At 53.8% G+C, this 17,638-nt stretch carries 15 protein-coding genes and 1 riboswitch; of the genes, 8 read left to right on the top strand and 7 right to left on the bottom strand.

The window, feature by feature from the left end; translation table 11 throughout:
- Positions 1 to 230: 230 nt before the first annotated feature.
- Positions 231 to 2,672, bottom strand: a complete 2,442-nt coding sequence (locus H7U12_RS01825; RefSeq protein WP_186631975.1) for a TonB-dependent receptor — start codon at positions 2,670 to 2,672, stop codon at positions 231 to 233.
- A 60-nt stretch (positions 2,673 to 2,732) separates the two neighbouring features.
- A riboswitch (TPP riboswitch) is annotated at positions 2,733 to 2,830 on the bottom strand.
- Positions 2,831 to 2,989: 159 nt separating this feature from the next.
- Here H7U12_RS01825 and H7U12_RS01820 point away from each other — a divergent pair.
- Positions 2,990 to 3,214: a hypothetical protein gene (locus H7U12_RS01820; protein WP_186631972.1), complete on the top strand. Its 225-nt coding sequence runs from the start codon at positions 2,990 to 2,992 to the stop codon at positions 3,212 to 3,214.
- 145 nt (positions 3,215 to 3,359) lie between these two features.
- On the opposite strand, the gene rlmF is transcribed toward H7U12_RS01820, so the two are convergent.
- The 3 genes from rlmF to H7U12_RS01805 form a co-directional block, all read right to left on the bottom strand.
- Entirely contained in the window at positions 3,360 to 4,424 is a 1,065-nt protein-coding gene (gene rlmF / locus H7U12_RS01815; RefSeq protein ID WP_317170738.1) for a 23S rRNA (adenine(1618)-N(6))-methyltransferase RlmF, read from the bottom strand.
- A 298-nt stretch (positions 4,425 to 4,722) separates the two neighbouring features.
- On the bottom strand, positions 4,723 to 5,394 hold the full coding sequence (locus tag H7U12_RS01810) for a YceI family protein (RefSeq protein ID WP_206683850.1): 672 nt from the start codon (positions 5,392 to 5,394) through the stop codon (positions 4,723 to 4,725).
- 62 nt (positions 5,395 to 5,456) lie between these two features.
- Positions 5,457 to 5,906, bottom strand: a complete 450-nt coding sequence (locus H7U12_RS01805) for a MarR family winged helix-turn-helix transcriptional regulator (protein WP_186631969.1) — start codon at positions 5,904 to 5,906, stop codon at positions 5,457 to 5,459.
- 153 nt (positions 5,907 to 6,059) lie between these two features.
- On the opposite strand from H7U12_RS01805, the gene H7U12_RS01800 reads away from it, so the two are divergent.
- Complete coding sequence (locus H7U12_RS01800) at positions 6,060 to 6,704, top strand: DedA family protein (RefSeq protein ID WP_186631967.1); 645 nt, start codon at positions 6,060 to 6,062, stop codon at positions 6,702 to 6,704.
- A gap of 73 nt (positions 6,705 to 6,777) precedes the next feature.
- The gene (locus tag H7U12_RS01795) at positions 6,778 to 7,362 is read left to right on the top strand and encodes a DUF6799 domain-containing protein (protein WP_186631964.1); all 585 of its coding nucleotides are present in this window, start codon (positions 6,778 to 6,780) and stop codon (positions 7,360 to 7,362) included.
- Between the two features lie 26 nt (positions 7,363 to 7,388).
- On the opposite strand, the gene H7U12_RS01790 is transcribed toward H7U12_RS01795, so the two are convergent.
- Positions 7,389 to 8,273, bottom strand: a complete 885-nt coding sequence (locus tag H7U12_RS01790; protein ID WP_186631961.1) for a DUF3667 domain-containing protein — start codon at positions 8,271 to 8,273, stop codon at positions 7,389 to 7,391.
- Between the two features lie 593 nt (positions 8,274 to 8,866).
- Here H7U12_RS01790 and H7U12_RS01785 point away from each other — a divergent pair.
- Positions 8,867 to 9,406, top strand: coding sequence for a DUF4142 domain-containing protein (locus H7U12_RS01785; RefSeq protein ID WP_186631958.1), 540 nt, complete (start codon positions 8,867 to 8,869; stop codon positions 9,404 to 9,406).
- 163 nt (positions 9,407 to 9,569) lie between these two features.
- Here the strand turns inward: H7U12_RS01785 and H7U12_RS01780 are convergent, their stop codons facing one another.
- Positions 9,570 to 10,568: an enolase C-terminal domain-like protein gene (locus H7U12_RS01780; protein WP_186631955.1), complete on the bottom strand. Its 999-nt coding sequence runs from the start codon at positions 10,566 to 10,568 to the stop codon at positions 9,570 to 9,572.
- A 238-nt stretch (positions 10,569 to 10,806) separates the two neighbouring features.
- Between H7U12_RS01780 and H7U12_RS01775 the strand changes: the two genes are divergently transcribed.
- Together H7U12_RS01775 and H7U12_RS01770 are read left to right on the top strand one after the other, a co-directional pair.
- Positions 10,807 to 12,186 (top strand): dicarboxylate/amino acid:cation symporter, encoded by a 1,380-nt coding sequence (locus H7U12_RS01775; RefSeq protein ID WP_186631952.1) that lies wholly within the window; start codon positions 10,807 to 10,809, stop codon positions 12,184 to 12,186.
- A gap of 98 nt (positions 12,187 to 12,284) precedes the next feature.
- Positions 12,285 to 12,866 carry a thioredoxin family protein gene (locus tag H7U12_RS01770; RefSeq protein ID WP_186631949.1) on the top strand — a complete coding sequence of 194 codons (582 nt, stop codon included), beginning with the start codon at positions 12,285 to 12,287 and terminating at the stop codon, positions 12,864 to 12,866.
- A gap of 177 nt (positions 12,867 to 13,043) precedes the next feature.
- Here the strand turns inward: H7U12_RS01770 and H7U12_RS01765 are convergent, their stop codons facing one another.
- Positions 13,044 to 13,451: an STAS/SEC14 domain-containing protein gene (locus tag H7U12_RS01765; RefSeq protein WP_186631946.1), complete on the bottom strand. Its 408-nt coding sequence runs from the start codon at positions 13,449 to 13,451 to the stop codon at positions 13,044 to 13,046.
- 231 nt (positions 13,452 to 13,682) lie between these two features.
- Here H7U12_RS01765 and H7U12_RS01760 point away from each other — a divergent pair, with 231 nt between their 5' ends.
- Both H7U12_RS01760 and pulA read left to right on the top strand, forming a co-directional pair.
- Positions 13,683 to 14,843 (top strand): MFS transporter, encoded by a 1,161-nt coding sequence (locus tag H7U12_RS01760; RefSeq protein WP_186631943.1) that lies wholly within the window; start codon positions 13,683 to 13,685, stop codon positions 14,841 to 14,843.
- A gap of 839 nt (positions 14,844 to 15,682) precedes the next feature.
- Positions 15,683 to 17,626, top strand: coding sequence for a type I pullulanase (gene pulA, locus H7U12_RS01755; RefSeq protein ID WP_186631940.1), 1,944 nt, complete (start codon positions 15,683 to 15,685; stop codon positions 17,624 to 17,626).
- The last annotated feature ends 12 nt before the right edge of the window (positions 17,627 to 17,638 follow it).

The raw sequence follows: 17,638 nt of genomic DNA, 5'->3' as shown, positions 1-17,638 counted from the left end.
TGAGCCTCACGGCTCACTGAAGTTTCAAACTTCAGCTCATGATAGGTCCAAGTTAGAAACTTGAACCAGCTATAGTTTTAGAACTCAACAGCCTTACCTGCTTAGAGAGGACAGAGATGGGGCATCTCATACGCATGAAAAAATCACTACCTGGGCTAATTCCAAAAAAACAGAAGCCAACAGCGTACAACTGTTGGCTTCTGTTTAGCGGCCGATTTTCTGAAAAGAGCCTAAAAACGCAGGCTGATCTGGGCCATGTAATTGCGGGGCGCCTGCGGGAAGTAATAGTTGTAGTGGTAGCGGGTGTTATCGCCTACGTAGTACTCAGAGAAGGTGAAGCCGTTGGCCTCGTACACCTCATTGAACACGTTGTTCACCAGCAAGCCCAGTTCCACCTCCTTCATCCAGTTCACGGGTCTGAAGCGGTAGAACACTCTAACATCGCCTACTTCATAAGGTTTGATGCGGCGCTCCTGGCTGGCCGTGTTGTCCAGGAACTGCTCACTCACGGTCTTGTACTGGAACTGGAACCGAAGGCCATTCACCGGCTGTACTTCTAGCTGGTTAGATGTGACCACGCTGGGCGAGTAAGAGATGGTGGTCTCCTGATAGGTAGTGCGCAGTTCTTCCACCGGATTGTAGTCATCGTCAAAGCGGTAAAGCGTCTCCCCGAAGTTCTCGATGCGGTTCCGGCTCAAAGACAGGTTGGTGGTGAAACGGGCCAATTGCCCCAGGCCAATGCCAGCGGATAGTTCCACCCCGGTTCTATAGCTATCGGGGATATTCGTTCTCAGGGCGGTGCCTACGTCATTAACCTGGCCGGTGAGCACCAGTTGGTCTTTGTAGTCCATGTAGAAGTACGTGAGATCGGCGGTGAGGCGCAGCGGCAGGCCGTTCAGTTCACCCAAAGGCTGATTTAACCGGTAACCGGCTTCATAATCTACCATGCGCTCGGCTTTGGCCTGGTCGTTCAACGGGCGGTCGGTGAAGTCAGAGCGGGTGGGCTCACGGTGCCCTACTGCCACTGATCCGTACAACTGATGCACCTCTGAGAGCGCCAGCGTTACCCCGGCCTTCGGGTTGAAGAACCCATAGTCGGCGCGGGTGGTCACGTCGCGGTGGTCATCGTCGGTGCCGTCAAGTCTGTAGTCCACGGTGCGGTACTGCACATCCCCGAAGAAGCTCAACTTCTCCGTGGCTTGCCAGGTGGCTTTGCCGTACACGTTGAAATCGGTTTTACGGGCATCGCCGTCATAGTAACGGTGGCCGGGCCGAATAGTGGCCGCGTATTGCGCCCAGATCACCTCCCCAAAGTGCGCGCCGGTGTACCGGTTCCACCCTCCGCCCAGTACCGCCGAAAGCTTGCCCGCGCCCCGGTACTGCAACGCGAACGTAGTGCCGTAGAAGTGATTGTCCAGCCATTTCTGCCGCACCAGATCTGTTTCGTCCACGGTGGTGCCGCCTACCGTCAGCGGCGGGATGTTGTAGTCTTCCAGGCTTTCCCCGCCCTTGTAGTTCTCATAGAACCCGAAACCGCGGGTGTAATGCAGCGCGGCATTCAGAGACAACAGCGAGTTGAACTCGTGGCCGTAGTGCAATTGGTAGTGGTACTGCTGGTAATCGTCCACTTCATTTCCGTAGGGTGTGTCATCGCCCATCTCGGTTCCGGCGGAGTTGTAGCGCCGATTCGTTTTCAGGGTCTCTTCGTCTACCCCGTTCCAGGCCTGGTAGGTTTTCTCATGTCCCCCAAAGACCACCGCTTTCAGGAAATTCTTGGTGCCGTAGTAGCCACCAGACAGGTAAAAGGATTTCAGGTTGGAGCTGGCGCGGTCTATGTATCCGTCTGAGGTAATGCGGGAAAGGCGTCCGTCTACGGCAAACTTGCCGCCCAACAGACCGGTCCCAAACTGCACGTTGTTTTTCCAGGTGTTGTAAGAGCCGAAGGAGTTATCGGTGCGGGCATAGGCTTCCGGGCTGGCATCCTGGGTCTGCAGGTTCAGGCTGGCGCCGAAGGCTCCCGGCCCGTTGGAGGAAGTCCCCACGCCGCGCTGAATCTGCACATCCTGCAACGAGGAGGCAAAATCTGGCATGTTCACGAAGAAAACGCCGTGGCTCTCGGCATCATTCACCGGAATCCCGTTCACGGTGACGTTGATGCGGGTGATGTCTGAGCCTCTGATGCGCATGCTGGTGTAGCCTACTCCGGCCCCGGCGTCTGAGTTGGTTACTAAAGAGGGCGTGTTTTCCAGCAGATAAGGCAAATCCTGGCCAAAATTGCGGCTTTCCAGTTCTTCTTTGCCCACGTTGGTGAACGTGGTGCCGGTTTTCTCATTGGCGCGAGTGGCGGTGACCAGCACTTCCTTAGTGGCCACACTGGTACGGGTCAGGGAAATCTCCAGCGGTTGCGAAACAGGCACATTCACGGTTTGGCTAGCGGCGGCGTAGCCCAGGTAACTCACCTGCACGGTGTACTCGCCGGCCGGCAGATTGGAGAACGAGAAACGGCCGGCGGCATCGGTGAGGGTGGCGCGGTTGCCCGCGGTAAGCGTAACGGTACTTCCGATAAGCGGTGATTGGGTGGCGGCGTCTAGGACACGGCCAGACATGGAATTCTGTGCCATGGCAAACCACGGCAGCAGGCAGCCCAGTAAGAGGGCTAACGCTTTTTTCATGTGAAATTGAAAAATAGATAAAACAACCAGGAGCCACCAGGGGCCGGTGCTCCCACTCTTGTTTTGTTCCCTTGTTTTTCCCTTCGCCGGCATTACCCGGATCAGGTTCAATGGGTATGATCTCAGCCCGTTATATTAAGGCACCCCTAAACTGAGGCAAAGCTACACCCGCCTTCCGGAAAACCAATAAAGCCAGAAGAACTTATGTGATTTTTTTTGCCTCAGCGGTCAACATAGCAAGGCCGCCCTACGTTGAACAACAAGAGACGCCAGCCCGGCAGTGGATGTGATGTGAGACTTTTAATTCATCGGATTTTATGATGATCGTATACTCTTTGGCCATGTTTGCCTTGATTGCCTTTTTGGCGCTGGCCCCACGTAAAAGAATTAGCGTACCGCCGCAAGATGACAGTGATGACGAGGGAGGCGAGCCCATCAATGATGGCCTCCCCGATCTGGACCTTCCACCAGGCATTTGCCTGCCCATCAATGACTGGGAACCCGATTACAACCGGTCACGGGTGAAAACCACCTCTTTGTAGAGAACCGTTTTAAAGGTAAAAACCCGAAAGCATGGCCAAAACGCCAAGCTTCCGGGTTTTTCGTTTTTAGCAGGAATCGGTTTACCTGTTCCCTTCCTTCGGGCTGATGGAGGGAGCCAGCAGTGCTTTCCTTTTTGCCAGCCGTTCAGGACGATTCTTTCCACCGGGTCTGCACCCAGCTTTTCTGCTGCTCCGGGGTTAGAAAGGTCCAGGCCACCATGCGGCTGGTTTTGTTTCCCTGGCTCATGGGAATGGTTTTCACCTCTACGGCCCCAACCGCTTGCAGGGCTTTGTAGGCCTCCTTGAGATGGGCACTCTTGGAAACCAGGGTAGAGAACCACAGACACGATCCCGCAAACTGCTTGCTCTCCTGGATCATATTGCCAATGAACCGGCTTTCGCCGCCCTCGCACCACAGTTCATTGCTCTGGCCGCCAAAGTTCAGGACGGGTTTGGCGATGCTTTTTTGCTTGAGATTTCTCAGTTTCCGGACGGAGCCGGACTGGGCTTCGGCCGAAGAGGCATGAAAAGGCGGATTGCAGATGGAAAGATCGATGCGTTCGTCTTGCTTGAGGATGCCCTGAAAAATATGTTTCGGGTTGGGCTGCCATCGGCATTCAATCTGGCCCTGCAGCGAGAGATTCTTGTCAACAATCTTCTGGGCAGAGGCAATGGACACCGGATCAATGTCTGCGCCAATAAAAGACCAGCCGTATTCCCGGTTCCCGATGATGGGATACACGCAGTTCGCCCCCACACCAACGTCCAGAACCTTGATCTGAGGACCTCTGGGTACTTTGTTTTTTTGCCCGTCTGGTTGCATGCTCCCCAGCAAATCGGCTACATAGTGAAGGTAATCGGCCCGGCCCGGAATAGGCGGACACAGGTAATTTTTAGGGATGTCCCAGTACCCGATGCCGTAATACTGCTTCAGCAACGCCTTGTTGAGCGCTTTCACGGCCTCGGGGTTGAAGAAATCAATAGATTCATCCCGAAACTCATTCACCCGCACGTACGGCCGCAGCTCCGGACTACTTTTGATCAGCTGCTGGAAGTCATAACGCTTCCTATGCTTGTTGCGGGGGTGCAAGCCTGATTTCTCTTCGGGATGTTCTTTCTTCTTAGGAAGCATGAAAGGGTTAATCAAGTCAATGTTTGCTGTTTCGTCACTCACCCAAGCCTGGCGCCAGCGTCCGCTTATATTAGGCACAGGGTTAGTCTCTGTTTCAGGCGCTTTTTCACAAAAACGGGCTCAAAACGACGGCATAAGCCAAAGCAGGTATCAGCACGTTGTCACTTAATGCAAATGTAAATCCTGTCTCGGTTTTGGGCTCGTTTTCTAAAAACAGGCCCAAAACCAGAACTAGCCTCACCGCGCAACTCGGGCAAAGGTATTGATGGGATTGCTTCTACAGATATCGCACATTTCTGGCCTGTGCCCGGCACCATAAAAAAAGTGGTCAGTGCTTTACGAGAAAGCAATGACCACTTCAAAAAGATACTGTTCGTTATTTCTTAGCGACAGCCTCAGGCTTGGCTACCAGGTCAATGTTGAGTTCCACGTCATCCATGATGGCTTTGTCACCAATGTTCTCGAAGAAATTGCCGGACCGGTACTTGATGTCCCACTTGGTGCGGTCAAACTTGAGCGTGGCTTTGGCGGTGGCTACGCCTTTCTTCACGTTCACCATGGCCGGGAACGAGATCTGGTTGGTAATGCCTTTGATGGTGAGGTCACCGGTGATGGTATAGTTGGCGGCCCCAGACTTGGCGTTTTGCTTGGGCGTGAGGTTAGTGATGGCGAATACGGCAGTCGGGTTCTTCTCCACGGAGAAAAAGTCATCGGACTTGAGGTGGTCTACCAGTTTCTTGTTGGAGCCGCCTTGCAGGTCATTGCAGGTGATGGAGGTCATGTCCAGGAGGAAAGTGCCGCCCCGCAACGCGCCTTTGTCAAACAGGATGGTGCCGCTGGCCAACCCGATGTTGCCGTTGTGCTCCCCGGTCACCTTACGGCCAATCCAGGTGATCTTGCTTTCCGCCGGAACTACTTTGAACGGCTGAGGAGCCGCCGCCGCGTAACGGGCCGGCACTGCTTTCAAGGGAGCAGTTGGTGCCACCATTTTGAAGGCAGAAACGCCTACCGCAGTGGCTACCAGAACAGAGAATAACATTTTTTTCATGGAATCAGGAAGTAAGTGTTTTAGTACAAAAGGGTTACAGAAAGGAGAAAGATAGAAAAACTTCAGCTTCTTATCTTATCCAGGAGCGTATTTAGTTGCTCGGCCTCGTATTGGGTCAGGTTGTGGAGCCCGCTGAAGCCCTGGTTCCCGAGTTCATCCATCTGCTGCAGCAAATCCAAGCCTTTCTGGGTGATGAGAATGTCCACGGTGCGCCGGTCAGAGGGGCATTGCTCCCGCGTCACCAGTGCTTTGGCTTCCAGTTTGTCTACAATGCGCGAGGCATTGGAGGTTTTGTCCAGCATGCGGTCAATGAGCAGGTTCACCGTGGCCGGCTTGGGAAACTGCCCGCGCAGAATGCGCAGCACGTTGTACTGCGGCAGCGTGATTCCATATGCCTTAAACACCGCAGACTGCCTTTGTTCCAACCAATTAGCGGTGTACACCACGTTGATGTAGGACTTTTGGTAAACGTCCTTAAAAACACTCTGCTTTATTTCTTCTTCAATTTTCATTGTTAACCTCCAGTTTTCAGGCGATCCTCAAATATATGTTGCACCCGCAAAATCAGCAACTTAGCTCTTCTATTTCTGCGGATGCCCGCAAAGATACAACCAACATCTGGCATGCCCCGTGCGTATTTCCCCTGAATCTATGCTTGAACTGAAATGACAGACCTTTTTCTGGTGGCTTGGTCAGAGCTATTCTCCAGTCCCGAGAACATGATCCGGTACGGTGGCCTGACGCTTATTCTGGTGGTGGTGTTTGTGGAAACGGGGCTGCTCATTGGCCTGGTGATTCCCGGCGGAGACTCGTTGCTGCTGGCCACCGGTTTATTGGCGGGCGCCGATGTCCTGACGGTGCCCTTAGGCGTGCTGCTGGCCAGCATGACGGCCGCCGGCGTGGCGGGCGATCTGCTGGGCTTTACCATAGGCAGACGCATGGGCAAAAGACTCTACCACAAACAGGACACCTGGTATTTCAAGCGGAAGCACCTGGAGCGGGCCGAGAAGTTTTACCGCGAGAAAGGCAAATCAGCTATTGTGGTGGGCAAGTTTGTGCCGGTGGTCCGCACCTTCAACCCTTTGTTGGCGGGCGTGACGGGAATGGCCCTGGGCCGGTTTGTGCTGCTAAGTTTCATGGGCACCGCCCTCTGGATCTGCTCGCTGGTGCTGGCCAGTTATTACCTGGGGCAGCAGTTCCCGCAGCTGAAAGATTACCTGCATTACGCCATTCCGGTTATCATTCTGCTGTCTATTCTGCCCGGGTTCATCCAGTACCTGAAAGAGCGCCGAAAATCCGCTAACGCCTGACCTAATCACTCAAGCCGTTTTTAGCTTGTTTTTGCAAAACCACCGTATAAATACAGACAACCTTAATCAACCTATGCTACATCGTTTCATCTTAGCCGGCGGTCTGCTGTTGGGCATGCTTTGCGCCCCGGTTCTCGTGCAGGCCCAGAATGCTTCCATCGGGAAAGCGGAGAGTGGCCGCACCACTACTACCAGCGTCACACCATTACGCCAGGGCATCATCATGCGCAACGGGAAGATGATGGAAATCAAAGGCACGGATTTCAGTCCGCTCACGCAGGCCAGAACCTTCACCAACGGCGCTACGCTGCAACCCAGCGGTTCCCTGACCATTGCCGGCGGCGAGGCCGTTCAGCTGAACGAGGGCGACTACGTAGACCTGAAAGGCACGCTGCACCGCTCCACGGTAATCACCCACAGAAGCACCACCCTCACCGGCGACACTACAGGGATCGGGAACCAACTCTTGCAGGCGCAGCAAATCAAAGACCGACTCAGGCTTCTGGAGGAGAAACAGCGCGTCCTGCAGCGCAAAACCGAGCTCCTGCAGAAAACCGTCCAGAACAAGCCCAGCGCACCCGAGCTCAAGAAACTGGACACCGACCTAGCCAAACTGGAACAGCAACTCGCCGCGGAAGAAAAGAAGAGAAAGCAGTAATATAGGACTGCCTGTCTTGGGGCGGCTTAGACGTCAATGGAGTAGATGATTTTAAAGAAAAGCAGGAGCCGGTAGGCATAGATGCTCACCAGAAACAGCACCGTAGCCAGCAGCGCCCCAGAAATAGCCCTGCGCCAGGTTACCTGATAGAATCTTTTGGCCGCTACCGCAAAGTATCCGGCAATTAAGACGGTACTCACCAGGGTGACCACCTGATCAAACGCACTGCGGGAAATAGTCTTAAAGAAGAAGGCAATAGGCCACTCCAGCAGATAGCGGGAGGCAATGCTGCACAGCAGGATAAAAGCGAACAGGTACACCGAGAACACCAGGTGCTCAACCAGAAACTTCCGGCTCCTGGAGAAAGCTACCAGGCAAGCCAGGGCAAACACCGGCACAAAGAAGACAATGAACGCTTTTGACTGCGCCACAATCTTTTCATTGAAGACAGCGGCCACTGCGTCCAGCCTGGCTTCAGAACCGGCCACTTGGTCTACGATCTGTTGAGTGCCAAAGGAGGTAAAAGGCTCATAGCGATAGAAGCCGTCTAGCTGGAGGGCGAAACCTCCGGCATCTCCCACCAGCAGAAAGAAGAACAGGTTGCAGACAATGAACAGCTGCAAAGGCTTCATGTAGCCCACCCGCTTGCCCTGCGAAAAATACGCCGGCAGCAGGCCCGGTTTTAGCAGCAGGAGTTTGATGGTCTTAAAGAACTTTCCGTCAAAGTGGGTAAAGCTTTCCACCAGTTCCTCCAGAAAATGACTGAGGGTGAAATCATGCCGATGTACCTTCTTTTCCCCGCAGGCAGGGCAGAATTTCTTCTCCATCGGCTCGCCACACGATACGCAGATGTCCATTCTGCCTCTCTCCAGCACCGTTGGCCTGCTTTCTATTGCTACATGTGCTTCCATAGGCTAGAACTTCATCGGGTTTCAGGATCACCGGCTGGCCTGAAAAGCAGTAGCACTTTCCAGACGAGAACCTGTTCTCTAATGTAGGAAGTGAATCACACATAATCAATGCTCTGTCGCCACAAATAACTCATTACCAACAAGAAACATCTCTCCCGGCAGCAACACCTCGGAGTATATCTGCTGCTTTAGGCCTGTTTTCTGAAAAACACCTCCAAAACAGGTCACCGCACAGGAAACCTAGTTCTAAGAACTAACCCATCACCGTTAGTTGAGGGCGTGCAGCATGGTAGACACTGGTCATATTCTGAGCAGGACTGGCGGAACGTGACTCGGCGATCTTCCGTCAGGCGCGGCCGCCGACCACATTTTTTCGGGGTGAAAATTCCTAAGGCACTAACCTTTTTATCTTAGTTAGATTCTGTAAGCGTCTAGCTTACAAGCCGCTACTCTGAATTAAAAAATAGAAGTATTTATATATTAAAATTGCGGGTAATACGCTATTTCATCTTTCTACTAGTATTTTTTAAAGCCTTTCTAAATTCCAGCCGTACACAGAGCATCATTCAACAATTTTTACAGCTCAATTTACTATGAAAAAAACAAACGTCTGGATGCTCTTTTGGGCCCTTTTTGTAAGCAGTACCGTTCTGGTTTCTTGTAGCGACGATGACGACGACGCCATGGATCAGGACAAGGCGCGGGTAGCCACTTTCTTCCAGAATGCCGCTCAAAGTGACATGTTTGAGATCCAAACAGGACAAATGGCTAAAGTGAAAGGTTCTACCGCTGAGGTAAGAACATTTGGTGCCATGTTGGAGACAGATCACACCGCATCTTCCCAGAAAATCACGACCATGGCCGCCCAAAGAAATATCACGCTGTCTCCTACTCCTCCAGCTCCTAAAAAGGCCATCATAGATCGTTTAACCGGAGAATCTGGCTTAACCTTTGACAAAGACTTCGCGACCGTGCAAGTACAGGCGCACCAGGAAGCCATCACTTTATACGAGACCGCAGACAGAGAAATCATGGATACAGAGGTGCAAACCTTTATTGACGCCACGTTGCCCATCCTTCGGATGCACTTGCAACACGCCCAGACTTTGAAAACCGCGGTGGACCGCATGTAAAAATCAGCCGTCTGGCACCAAGGAAAAAGCCCTCTACCTTTACTGGCAGAGGGCTTTTTTATGTCAAAATCTAAGGAACGAAGGAAGAGACTGAGAGCAAAACGGACCAGCGTTGAGTTTAGGGCTTGTTTCAGGAAATCAGGCTTAAAACCAGTAGCAAAACTTAGGGCTGCTCCACGGGGCACAACCGGCCGGCTTCTTCGCGCACCAGGTGGAAAGGCTCGTCTTTCACCACCAGCATGCCGTCCAGGTCCAGCAAATCCACCCCGTGGGCCAGTTGCAGCGCCGACCAGATGCCCATGGAAGTCTCCATCATGCACCCGATCATGGTTTTCAGGCCCAGCGAACGGGTTTTCTGGAGTATGGCCAGGCCGTTGAGGTACCCGCCGGCTTTCATCAATTTCATATTCACTCCGTGGAACTGCTGCTGCAGCAAATCCCAATCGGCGTGGTCCGTAACCGATTCATCGGCGAACAGATCGTAGGGCGAGCGCTTTTTCAGGTACAGGTATTCTTCCTGCAGGGCAGACGGCATGGGCTGCTCAATCATCAGGACGGGGTATTTCTTCAGGCCCTCAAAGAACCGCATCAGAGAATCTGGGTCTTGCCAGGCTTCGTTCGCATCTATGATCAGGCCCTGCTGCGTGGCTTTGGTCACTTCAGAGAGCATGTCCAACCCGCTTTCCTGGTTTACTTTCACTTTCAGGTACTCAAAGCGGTGCAGGCCGTGCTCCTTGGTGAACGCCGCAATTTTGCCCGGGTCCATGATGGGGTAGGAGTACGCGGTAGGTGCCGAGGCCACGGGCGTCACGCCCAGAAATTCAGTTACGGTCTGCCCGTTTTTCCGGCAGACGAAATGCACGTAAGCCGATTCTATCGCGAACCGAAGCGCGGGCAACACCAGGTGCAATTGCAGCAGGTGTTGCAGTTCTTCCAGGGAACCTACCTGGACTAAACCGTTGGACTTCAACGTCTCAAACTGCTGTTGCAGCACCTCGGGGGTTTCGCCGTAACGGATGTTGGGAGCGGCTTCTCCCCTCCCCTGAAATCGCTCATCCCCAACGGAAACGAAAATATTGGTTTTGACATCAGAAGCGTTGCGGGAGATTTTCCAGGTGTAGCGCAGGGTGAGGTCCAGGGCCTCCAAATTCCAAAGTAGCATAGTAATAATAGCGGTTGCGAAGTCCAAGTGTAGTAAAAAAGACGCAAAGGCCAATAAAAATCGTGGTTTTGGCTTCTTCTTTCAAAAACGGCCCCAGAACGCCCGCCTTCTTTAGGAACCGGAAGAAAAAAGTATATTTGTAGGTTCCAATACCTTACCTGGCCTCCTGGGCCGGTGAACCGACTAAACCAAAACCCCTGCCTTCCTTTTCCCTGAAGGAAGGCAGCTTGACTCATTTATGAAAAAATCCACGCTCGCCATTCTGGCTTTTGTGATTCTCACCGTGGCCGTTGTGCTTACGCTGAGCCAAAACTACGGCCTTCTTGCTCTTCCAGAAGTTGTACTCACCGGCTTACGCTGGGCCGGCATTGCCGTGCTGCTGCTGTTTGCCAAACAGAAAAAATCCCTGACTACCTGGATTCTGGTGAGCATGGTGGTGGGCGCCGAAATTGGCTACAGTTTCCCTGATTTCGCGCAGAGCCTGAACGTTTTGAGCAAGGTTTTCCTGAAGATGGTGAAAACCATCATCGCGCCGCTCATCTTCGCCACGCTGGTGGTGGGCATTGCCGGGCACTCCAACCTGAAACAGGTGGGCAAGATGGGCATGAAAGCGCTTATCTACTTTGAGATTGTGACCACCGTGGCGCTGTTCATCGGCTTGGCCGCCATTAACATCAGCCGTGCCGGCGACGGTATTGTGCTCAAAGGCCAGACCAGCGACGAGATTACCGCCCCACCGGCCCAAACCTGGCAAGACATCATTCTGCATATCTTCCCGGAAAACATCGCTAAATCAGTGGCCGAGGGCCAGGTGTTGCAGATTGTGGTGTTCAGCGTGCTCTTCGGGATTGCACTGGCCATGCTGAACGAGCGCAAGCGCCGGCCGTTGCTGGAAGTCACCGAGAGCCTGGCCGAGACCATGTTCAAGTTCACCAACATCATCATGTTCTTCGCGCCTATTGCCGTGGGCGCCGCCATTGCGTACACCGTGGGCCACATGGGCTTCGGGATTCTGGTCAATTTGTTTAAGTTGCTGGCTACGCTGTACGTGGCGCTGATCGCCTTCCTGATGCTGGTATTGCTGCCCGTGGCCTTGATCTTCAGGATTCCGGTGAAAATGTTTGTGCAGGCAATTGCGGAGCCGGTTTCCATTGCGTTTGCCACCACCAGTTCAGAAGCCGCTTTGCCGCGCGCCATGGAAGCCATGGAGTCGATTGGCGTGCCGCGCAAGATTGTGGCCTTCGTGATGCCCATGGGCTACAGTTTCAACCTGGACGGATCTACGCTGTACCTCTCGCTGGCTTCTATCTTCGTGGCGCAGGCCGCGGGTATTGAGATGCCTTGGGAGCAGCAGTTGCTGATGGTGTTTACCCTGATGTTGACGAGTAAAGGAATTGCCGGGGTGCCGCGCGCCTCGCTGGTGATTCTGCTGGGCACGGCCGCTTCTTTCAATTTGCCGGTAGAGCCGATCTTCATCATCCTGGGCATTGACGAACTCATGGACATGGCCCGTACCTCCGTAAACGTGATCGGGAACTGCCTGGCCACGGCCGTGATTGCCCGCTGGGAAGGTGAGTTTGTGGACCTTGATGCCCCTCGCGCGCTGGAGACCATCTAAGAGAAGAAGTTTGGAGCGGGCAAGTATCTTTTGCGCGGCTCTCCTCGTTCATCCTCTGTGAAGACTCTGTTTTAACTTATTTTAAATATCCCTTGAAGATGCATTTCCGTTTCTTGTTTCTTGCGTTCATGGTTCTGGGCACGTTCGCTTGCGCCCGCAAAACCACCACGGCAGAGCAATCTGGCTATTCCGCTGCCGGGCAAACCGGCCTTGACCAACATCTGAACCGGGAGGAAAAAAACGCCGCCGGAACGGAGAATATCCTCATCGGACCCAGCGACCGTGTGGCGTATGAGAGTGAGCCTTACAGCAAGTGGTTCCACCCCGCTTACCAACGGTACACGCCTAACGCCAAGATCATGGAGGAACTGCAGCCGATGCTGGAAAACGTCTCCATCAGGGCCTATACCGGCAGCTGGTGCATGGACAGCCAACGCGATTTGCCGCGTTTCTACAAAGTGATAGACCAGGCCCATTTTCCGCATGCCCGCTTCAGCGTGGTGAACCTGCGGGAAGACAAGACCAGCCCCAACGGCGAGGAAAAATCCGCGAACATCACGGCCGTACCTACCTTCATCCTGTACCGCGACGGGAAAGAAGTAGGTCGTATTGTGGAGAGCGCCTACCCTACCATTGAAATGAACATGCTCACTATCCTAAAGGGCGAAGCCTCCAAATAACGTTTTCAGGCTCTTTTTGTAAAAAGCCCCTAAAAACGGAAGAACCGGCCTCTTTCCTGATCTGCTCAGGAAAGAGGCCGGTTCTTTTATATAGTATGTATAGTACTGCCGGTGGATGTTCTGGGGCTGTTTTCTGGAAAAAGGCCCTAAAACAGAAACGTACCGTTCGGGAGGAATTTATCTTCTGGCTTTCAGCCGATCTCTGAGCCAGCTCTCGGCGGCTGTCTGGTCATCAAACAGCTTCACCTCAAATTTCCCTTTTACCCGTTCCTGCAACTGATCTGCGGAGTTAGCGGATAACGCGCTCAGGTTGTCTAGATGCGCCCAGTATTTCAGGCCCGTCTTGACGGCATATGGTATCCAGTTTTGCTCCAGCCAATCCAACGACTGGTCCCAGCGGCCTACCAGCTGCCGGTTGTCGTTCAACACGGCGGTACAGCCTTTCTCCCGCATCCAGTCCAGGTATTTAAAAGCGCCTTTGGCCACGTTCTCATGGGTGGGGTAGCCAATCCAGTTACTGTGAATCCAGGGACCCTGCGGCTGAAGGTCAATTTGCAGGAAAACTTTCCCGGTGGGGGTAATCATTTCTTCAAGACGCGTAGTGGTTTTTTCCTCTGGTTGCGACGGGTGCATGACTGTTGACGATGGGCTAGAATAGCAAACGGTTTTTGGAGTCTTTGCCTTTTGTTACGCGGGAGAAACGCATCTGTTTCACGGGCATTAGGCAGGTCAAAAGACTCAAGCCGATGACAGAAATCGCCGCTGAATAGTTCCTTCCCGTAGAATGATGTATTTTTGCCCGAATTCCTTTCGCACATGCTTTTTTCCGCTTCCCTCCCCGTCTCCAGAAAAGCCCACCGAGTTGCCGTTAGCACGCTGTTCTTCCTGTTAGGACTCTGCTTTTCCAGTTGGGGTTCCCGCATACCATCTATCCAGCAGAAGCTGCACCTCTCAGAAAGCGAACTGGGGGCGGTGCTCTTCGCCCTGCCGGTGGGTCTCATGCTATCTCTGCCCTTCACAGGTTGGCTTACCTCCAAGATAGGCAGCCGCAAAGTGGTGACCTTTGCGCTGCTGCTCTACAGTTCCACCCTGGTGCTGATTGGGTTAAGCCAAAGTGTGCTGCACCTGGTTTTGGTGCTGTTCCTCTTCGGGTTTGCGAGTAACATGGCCAACATCTCGGTGAATACCCAGGCCGTGGGCGTGGAAGGCCTGTACCAAAAATCAATTATGGCTTCTTTCCACGGACTGTGGAGTCTGGCCGGTTTTTTTGGCGCGGCCATTGGCACCCTCATGATTGGGGCCGATGTGGAACCGCTGCCGCACTTTTTCATCATCATGGCGGTGGTGGTGGCTGGCACGGCAATCGCCTACCAATTTACCTTTCCCAAAGACGCGCCTCTTGCAGCCAATCAGCCGCTCTTTGTGATGCCAGACAAGTCGCTCATGGGCTTAGGGCTCATTGCGTTCTGTTCGCTGATCTGCGAAGGGGCCATGTTTGACTGGAGCGGCGTGTATTTCCAGAAAGTAGTGGGCGCCGAGAAAGCCTGGATTGCCGCCGGGTACACCGCCTTCATGAGCACCATGGCCTTCACCCGCTTCATCGCCGACTGGCTCACCACCAAAATGGGCCTGAAGCGCGTGCTGCAGCTCAGCGGCACCTTGACCGCCGTGGGTCTGATGATCTCCGTGGTTTTCCCGCACATGGTCACGGCCATCCTCGGGTTCCTGCTGGTTGGGGCTGGCGTATCGGCGGTAGTGCCGTTGGCGTACGGCGTAGCCGGTAAAAGCAAAACCATGGCTCCCAGCATGGCACTGGCTGCCGTTTCCACCATCGGCTTCGCCGGGTTTCTGGTAGGTCCTCCGTTAATTGGCATGCTGGCCGGCATTAGCAGCCTGCGGCTTTCGTTTGCCACCATCGCCCTCATGGGTGTGAGTGTGGCGTTGCTCTCTAGTCGCATTAAGACTGAAGAAGCTTAGGTTTCTCGCTCTGGCGCGGATTTACTTTCGTGCCTATCCTTTGCTTATCCTTCTGGAGCCCTCTATTACCTATGGAGCCTTCTATGGCGCGGAAGTTACTTCCGTGCCTTTCCTACTTAACAAATTGCTACTCCGCCCGCCGTTGTTGGTGTTCTCACCAACGACCATGACTGCCTTCCTCAAGCAGAGATTCCCCCTTTGAAGGGGGCGAAGGGGGATGTTTACACCTGCTGATCCGGTTAGCTATCCGTCTTCACTATTCATCTCTTTCCTGCCAAGCCTTGTTGCTGCAGTCGCGGTCTGCCCGCGTCTGTTACTTTTCTCCTGGATGAGAAAAGTAACCAAAAGAATCATGAAGAAAAGAAACTCGCTGACGCTCAAACAGTCTTTTCTTCACTAAAAAGTACCACCTGGTGAAAGCCTTCTGTTTCATAGTAGACGTAGGCCTCTGCTGCTGGTGACGTTCTTGCGTGCGCTCTCTCGGGACTGGGCTACGCATGCGGCCCAGTCCCGAGAGAGCGCAGGTTGCTCATAGGGTATAGAGCCGCTGCAATGCCTGTAGCGTCCTGTGGACGGGGTGATGCGATCAGGGCTTTCATCTGTGAGCAAACACGTTTTTAGCCTGTTTTCTGAAAACAAGCAAGAAACTCTTCTTTGTATGGGCCTAATCTTTCAGGAAAGGCGATCTTTGTGGAATTCAGCCATCGGTTTCCTTTCTATCACAAGGCAAATAGATGGGCAATTCTGTCGTTTATCTTTGGGGCGTCTGCCTTTGTTTTTCACCAATCGTTATGAAACGCCGTAAGCTTGTTTCAGTCCTCTTTTCCGTTTTGTACCTCATGAATTCCGGCACCCTTTGGGCTCAGTCCCACCCGTTTGACCAGTATCCCACGCCCGTAGAGGCCAACCTCTGGACGGAGTATACCCCTGCTATGACCACGTTCAAACTGTGGTCGCCAGTGGCCGAGGAAGTGGTCCTGAAGCTGTATGACAAAGGAAACGGCGGCGCGGCGCGCGAGAAACTGGAGATGCAGAAAGGCGAAAAAGGCCTGTGGCTCCTCTCGGTCAAGAAAGACTTGCAGGGCGTGTACTACACGTTTCACGTGAAGGTGGGCGGACACTGGTTAGACGAAACTCCCGGCATTTACGCCACCGCCGTAGGGGCGAATGGCCAGCGGGCCATGGTGCTGGATCTCGCCTCCACCAACCCCAAAGGCTGGGAAAACGACAAAGGCCCATCTGTGAAGACGCTGAATGAAGTGGTCTTGTGGGAAGCGCACGTGCGGGATTTGACCACGCATCCTTCCTCGGGCAGTACGCAGCCCGGCAAGTTTCTGGGGCTGGTGGAAACCGGCACCAAGACCAAGGAAGGGCTCGCCACCGGCATAGACCATATCAAGGACTTGGGCGTGACCCACATCCACCTGTTGCCCGCCTTTGACCACCGGTCCATTGACGAGACGGCCTTAGACAAACCGCAGTTCAACTGGGGCTACGATCCGCAGAACTACAACGTACCCGAGGGCTCGTATTCCTCAGATCCTTACCGGGCCGAGGTCCGGATCAAGGAGTTCAAGCAGATGGTGAAAGGCTTCCATGACCAGGGCCTGGGCGTGGTCCTGGACGTGGTGTACAATCACACCGGCCTCACCAAGGGTTCTAACTTCAACCTGGAGTTCCCGGATTATTACTACCGCCAGACCCCGGATGGGAAATACTCAGATGCCTCGGCGTGTGGCAACGAGACCGCCAGCGAACGGGCCATGATGCGGAAATTCATCATCGAGTCCTGCAAGTTCTGGGCGAGCGAATACCACCTGGACGGTTTCCGCTTCGATCTCATGGCCATCCATGACTTGGAAACCATGAACCAACTTTCCGCCGAGCTGAAGAAAATCAACCCCAGCATCATTCTGTACGGCGAAGGCTGGACCGCCGGCAGCAGCCCGCTCCCCGACCACGCCAAAGCCCTGAAGGCCAACACGCACCAACTCGCGCATTTCGCGGCCTTCTCTGATGACCTCCGGGATGCCGTGAAAGGCTCGGTGTTCGATGAAAAATCCCGCGGGTTTGTGAGCGGCGCCAAAGACACTGAGGAGTCCATCAAGTTTGGGGTGGTGGGCAGCGTGCCGCATCCGCAGGTAGATCTTCAGAAAGTGAACTACTCCAAGGCGTTCTGGGCGCGGGAGCCGTGGCAGGCCCTCTCCTACGTCTCCTGCCATGACAACCTCACCTTGTTTGACAAGCTGAAAGTCTCCCACCCCAAAGCCAGCCCAGAACAGCTCCGGAAAATGCACCTGCTCGCCAGCGCCATCGTCCTGACCTCGCAGGGAACTGCTTTCCTGCACGCCGGCGAAGAGCTGCTGCGCACCAAAAACGGCGAACACAACAGCTACAACTTGCCAGATGCCGTCAATCAGATCAACTGGAACTGGAAAGTCGCCCACCTGCAGGTGTTCACCTACTACAAAAACCTCATTGCACTCCGCAAAGCCCATCCCGCCTTCCGGATGCCTACCACCGAGCTAGTCAACAAACACCTGGAGTTCAAAACCACCTTTCCGGGCCTGGTGGGCTACCAGCTGAAGAACCACGCGTACGGCGATGCCTGGAAGAATATTCTGGTTTACTACAACGGCCGCGAAACTTCCGCCGAAATCCGGGTGAACGGCGAATGGACCGTGGCCGCCGAAGGAGAAACCATCACGCCCCAGGCCGGCCGCAAAGTAAAAGAAAAGGTAACGGTGCCACCGGTTTCCATGTTCATTCTGTACCAGGAATAAACATTGGAGAGA

It is taken from the genome of Rufibacter sediminis (genome assembly GCF_014269285.1).
In the GTDB taxonomy this organism is placed as follows: Bacteria; Bacteroidota; Bacteroidia; order Cytophagales; family Hymenobacteraceae; genus Nibribacter; species Nibribacter sediminis.
The sequence above is the reverse complement of the archived record's forward strand: the minus strand, read 5'-3'. Positions and strand labels throughout refer to the sequence as shown.

What these genes read in the sequence shown, in the direction of transcription:
- H7U12_RS01825 (WP_186631975.1), bottom strand. Translation starts at nt 2,672, where the DNA reads ATGAAAAAAGCGTTAGCCCTCTTACTGGGCTGCCTGCTGCCGTGGTTT.
- H7U12_RS01820 (WP_186631972.1), top strand. Translation starts at nt 2,990, where the DNA reads ATGATGATCGTATACTCTTTGGCCATGTTTGCCTTGATTGCCTTTTTG.
- H7U12_RS01810 (WP_206683850.1), bottom strand. Translation starts at nt 5,394, where the DNA reads ATGAAAAAAATGTTATTCTCTGTTCTGGTAGCCACTGCGGTAGGCGTT.
- H7U12_RS01805 (WP_186631969.1), bottom strand. Translation starts at nt 5,906, where the DNA reads ATGAAAATTGAAGAAGAAATAAAGCAGAGTGTTTTTAAGGACGTTTAC.
- H7U12_RS01800 (WP_186631967.1), top strand. Translation starts at nt 6,060, where the DNA reads ATGACAGACCTTTTTCTGGTGGCTTGGTCAGAGCTATTCTCCAGTCCC.
- H7U12_RS01795 (WP_186631964.1), top strand. Translation starts at nt 6,778, where the DNA reads ATGCTACATCGTTTCATCTTAGCCGGCGGTCTGCTGTTGGGCATGCTT.
- H7U12_RS01790 (WP_186631961.1), bottom strand. Translation starts at nt 8,273, where the DNA reads ATGGAAGCACATGTAGCAATAGAAAGCAGGCCAACGGTGCTGGAGAGA.
- H7U12_RS01785 (WP_186631958.1), top strand. Translation starts at nt 8,867, where the DNA reads ATGAAAAAAACAAACGTCTGGATGCTCTTTTGGGCCCTTTTTGTAAGC.
- H7U12_RS01780 (WP_186631955.1), bottom strand. Translation starts at nt 10,568, where the DNA reads ATGCTACTTTGGAATTTGGAGGCCCTGGACCTCACCCTGCGCTACACC.
- H7U12_RS01775 (WP_186631952.1), top strand. Translation starts at nt 10,807, where the DNA reads ATGAAAAAATCCACGCTCGCCATTCTGGCTTTTGTGATTCTCACCGTG.
- H7U12_RS01770 (WP_186631949.1), top strand. Translation starts at nt 12,285, where the DNA reads ATGCATTTCCGTTTCTTGTTTCTTGCGTTCATGGTTCTGGGCACGTTC.
- H7U12_RS01765 (WP_186631946.1), bottom strand. Translation starts at nt 13,451, where the DNA reads ATGATTACCCCCACCGGGAAAGTTTTCCTGCAAATTGACCTTCAGCCG.
- H7U12_RS01760 (WP_186631943.1), top strand. Translation starts at nt 13,683, where the DNA reads ATGCTTTTTTCCGCTTCCCTCCCCGTCTCCAGAAAAGCCCACCGAGTT.
- pulA (WP_186631940.1), top strand. Translation starts at nt 15,683, where the DNA reads ATGAATTCCGGCACCCTTTGGGCTCAGTCCCACCCGTTTGACCAGTAT.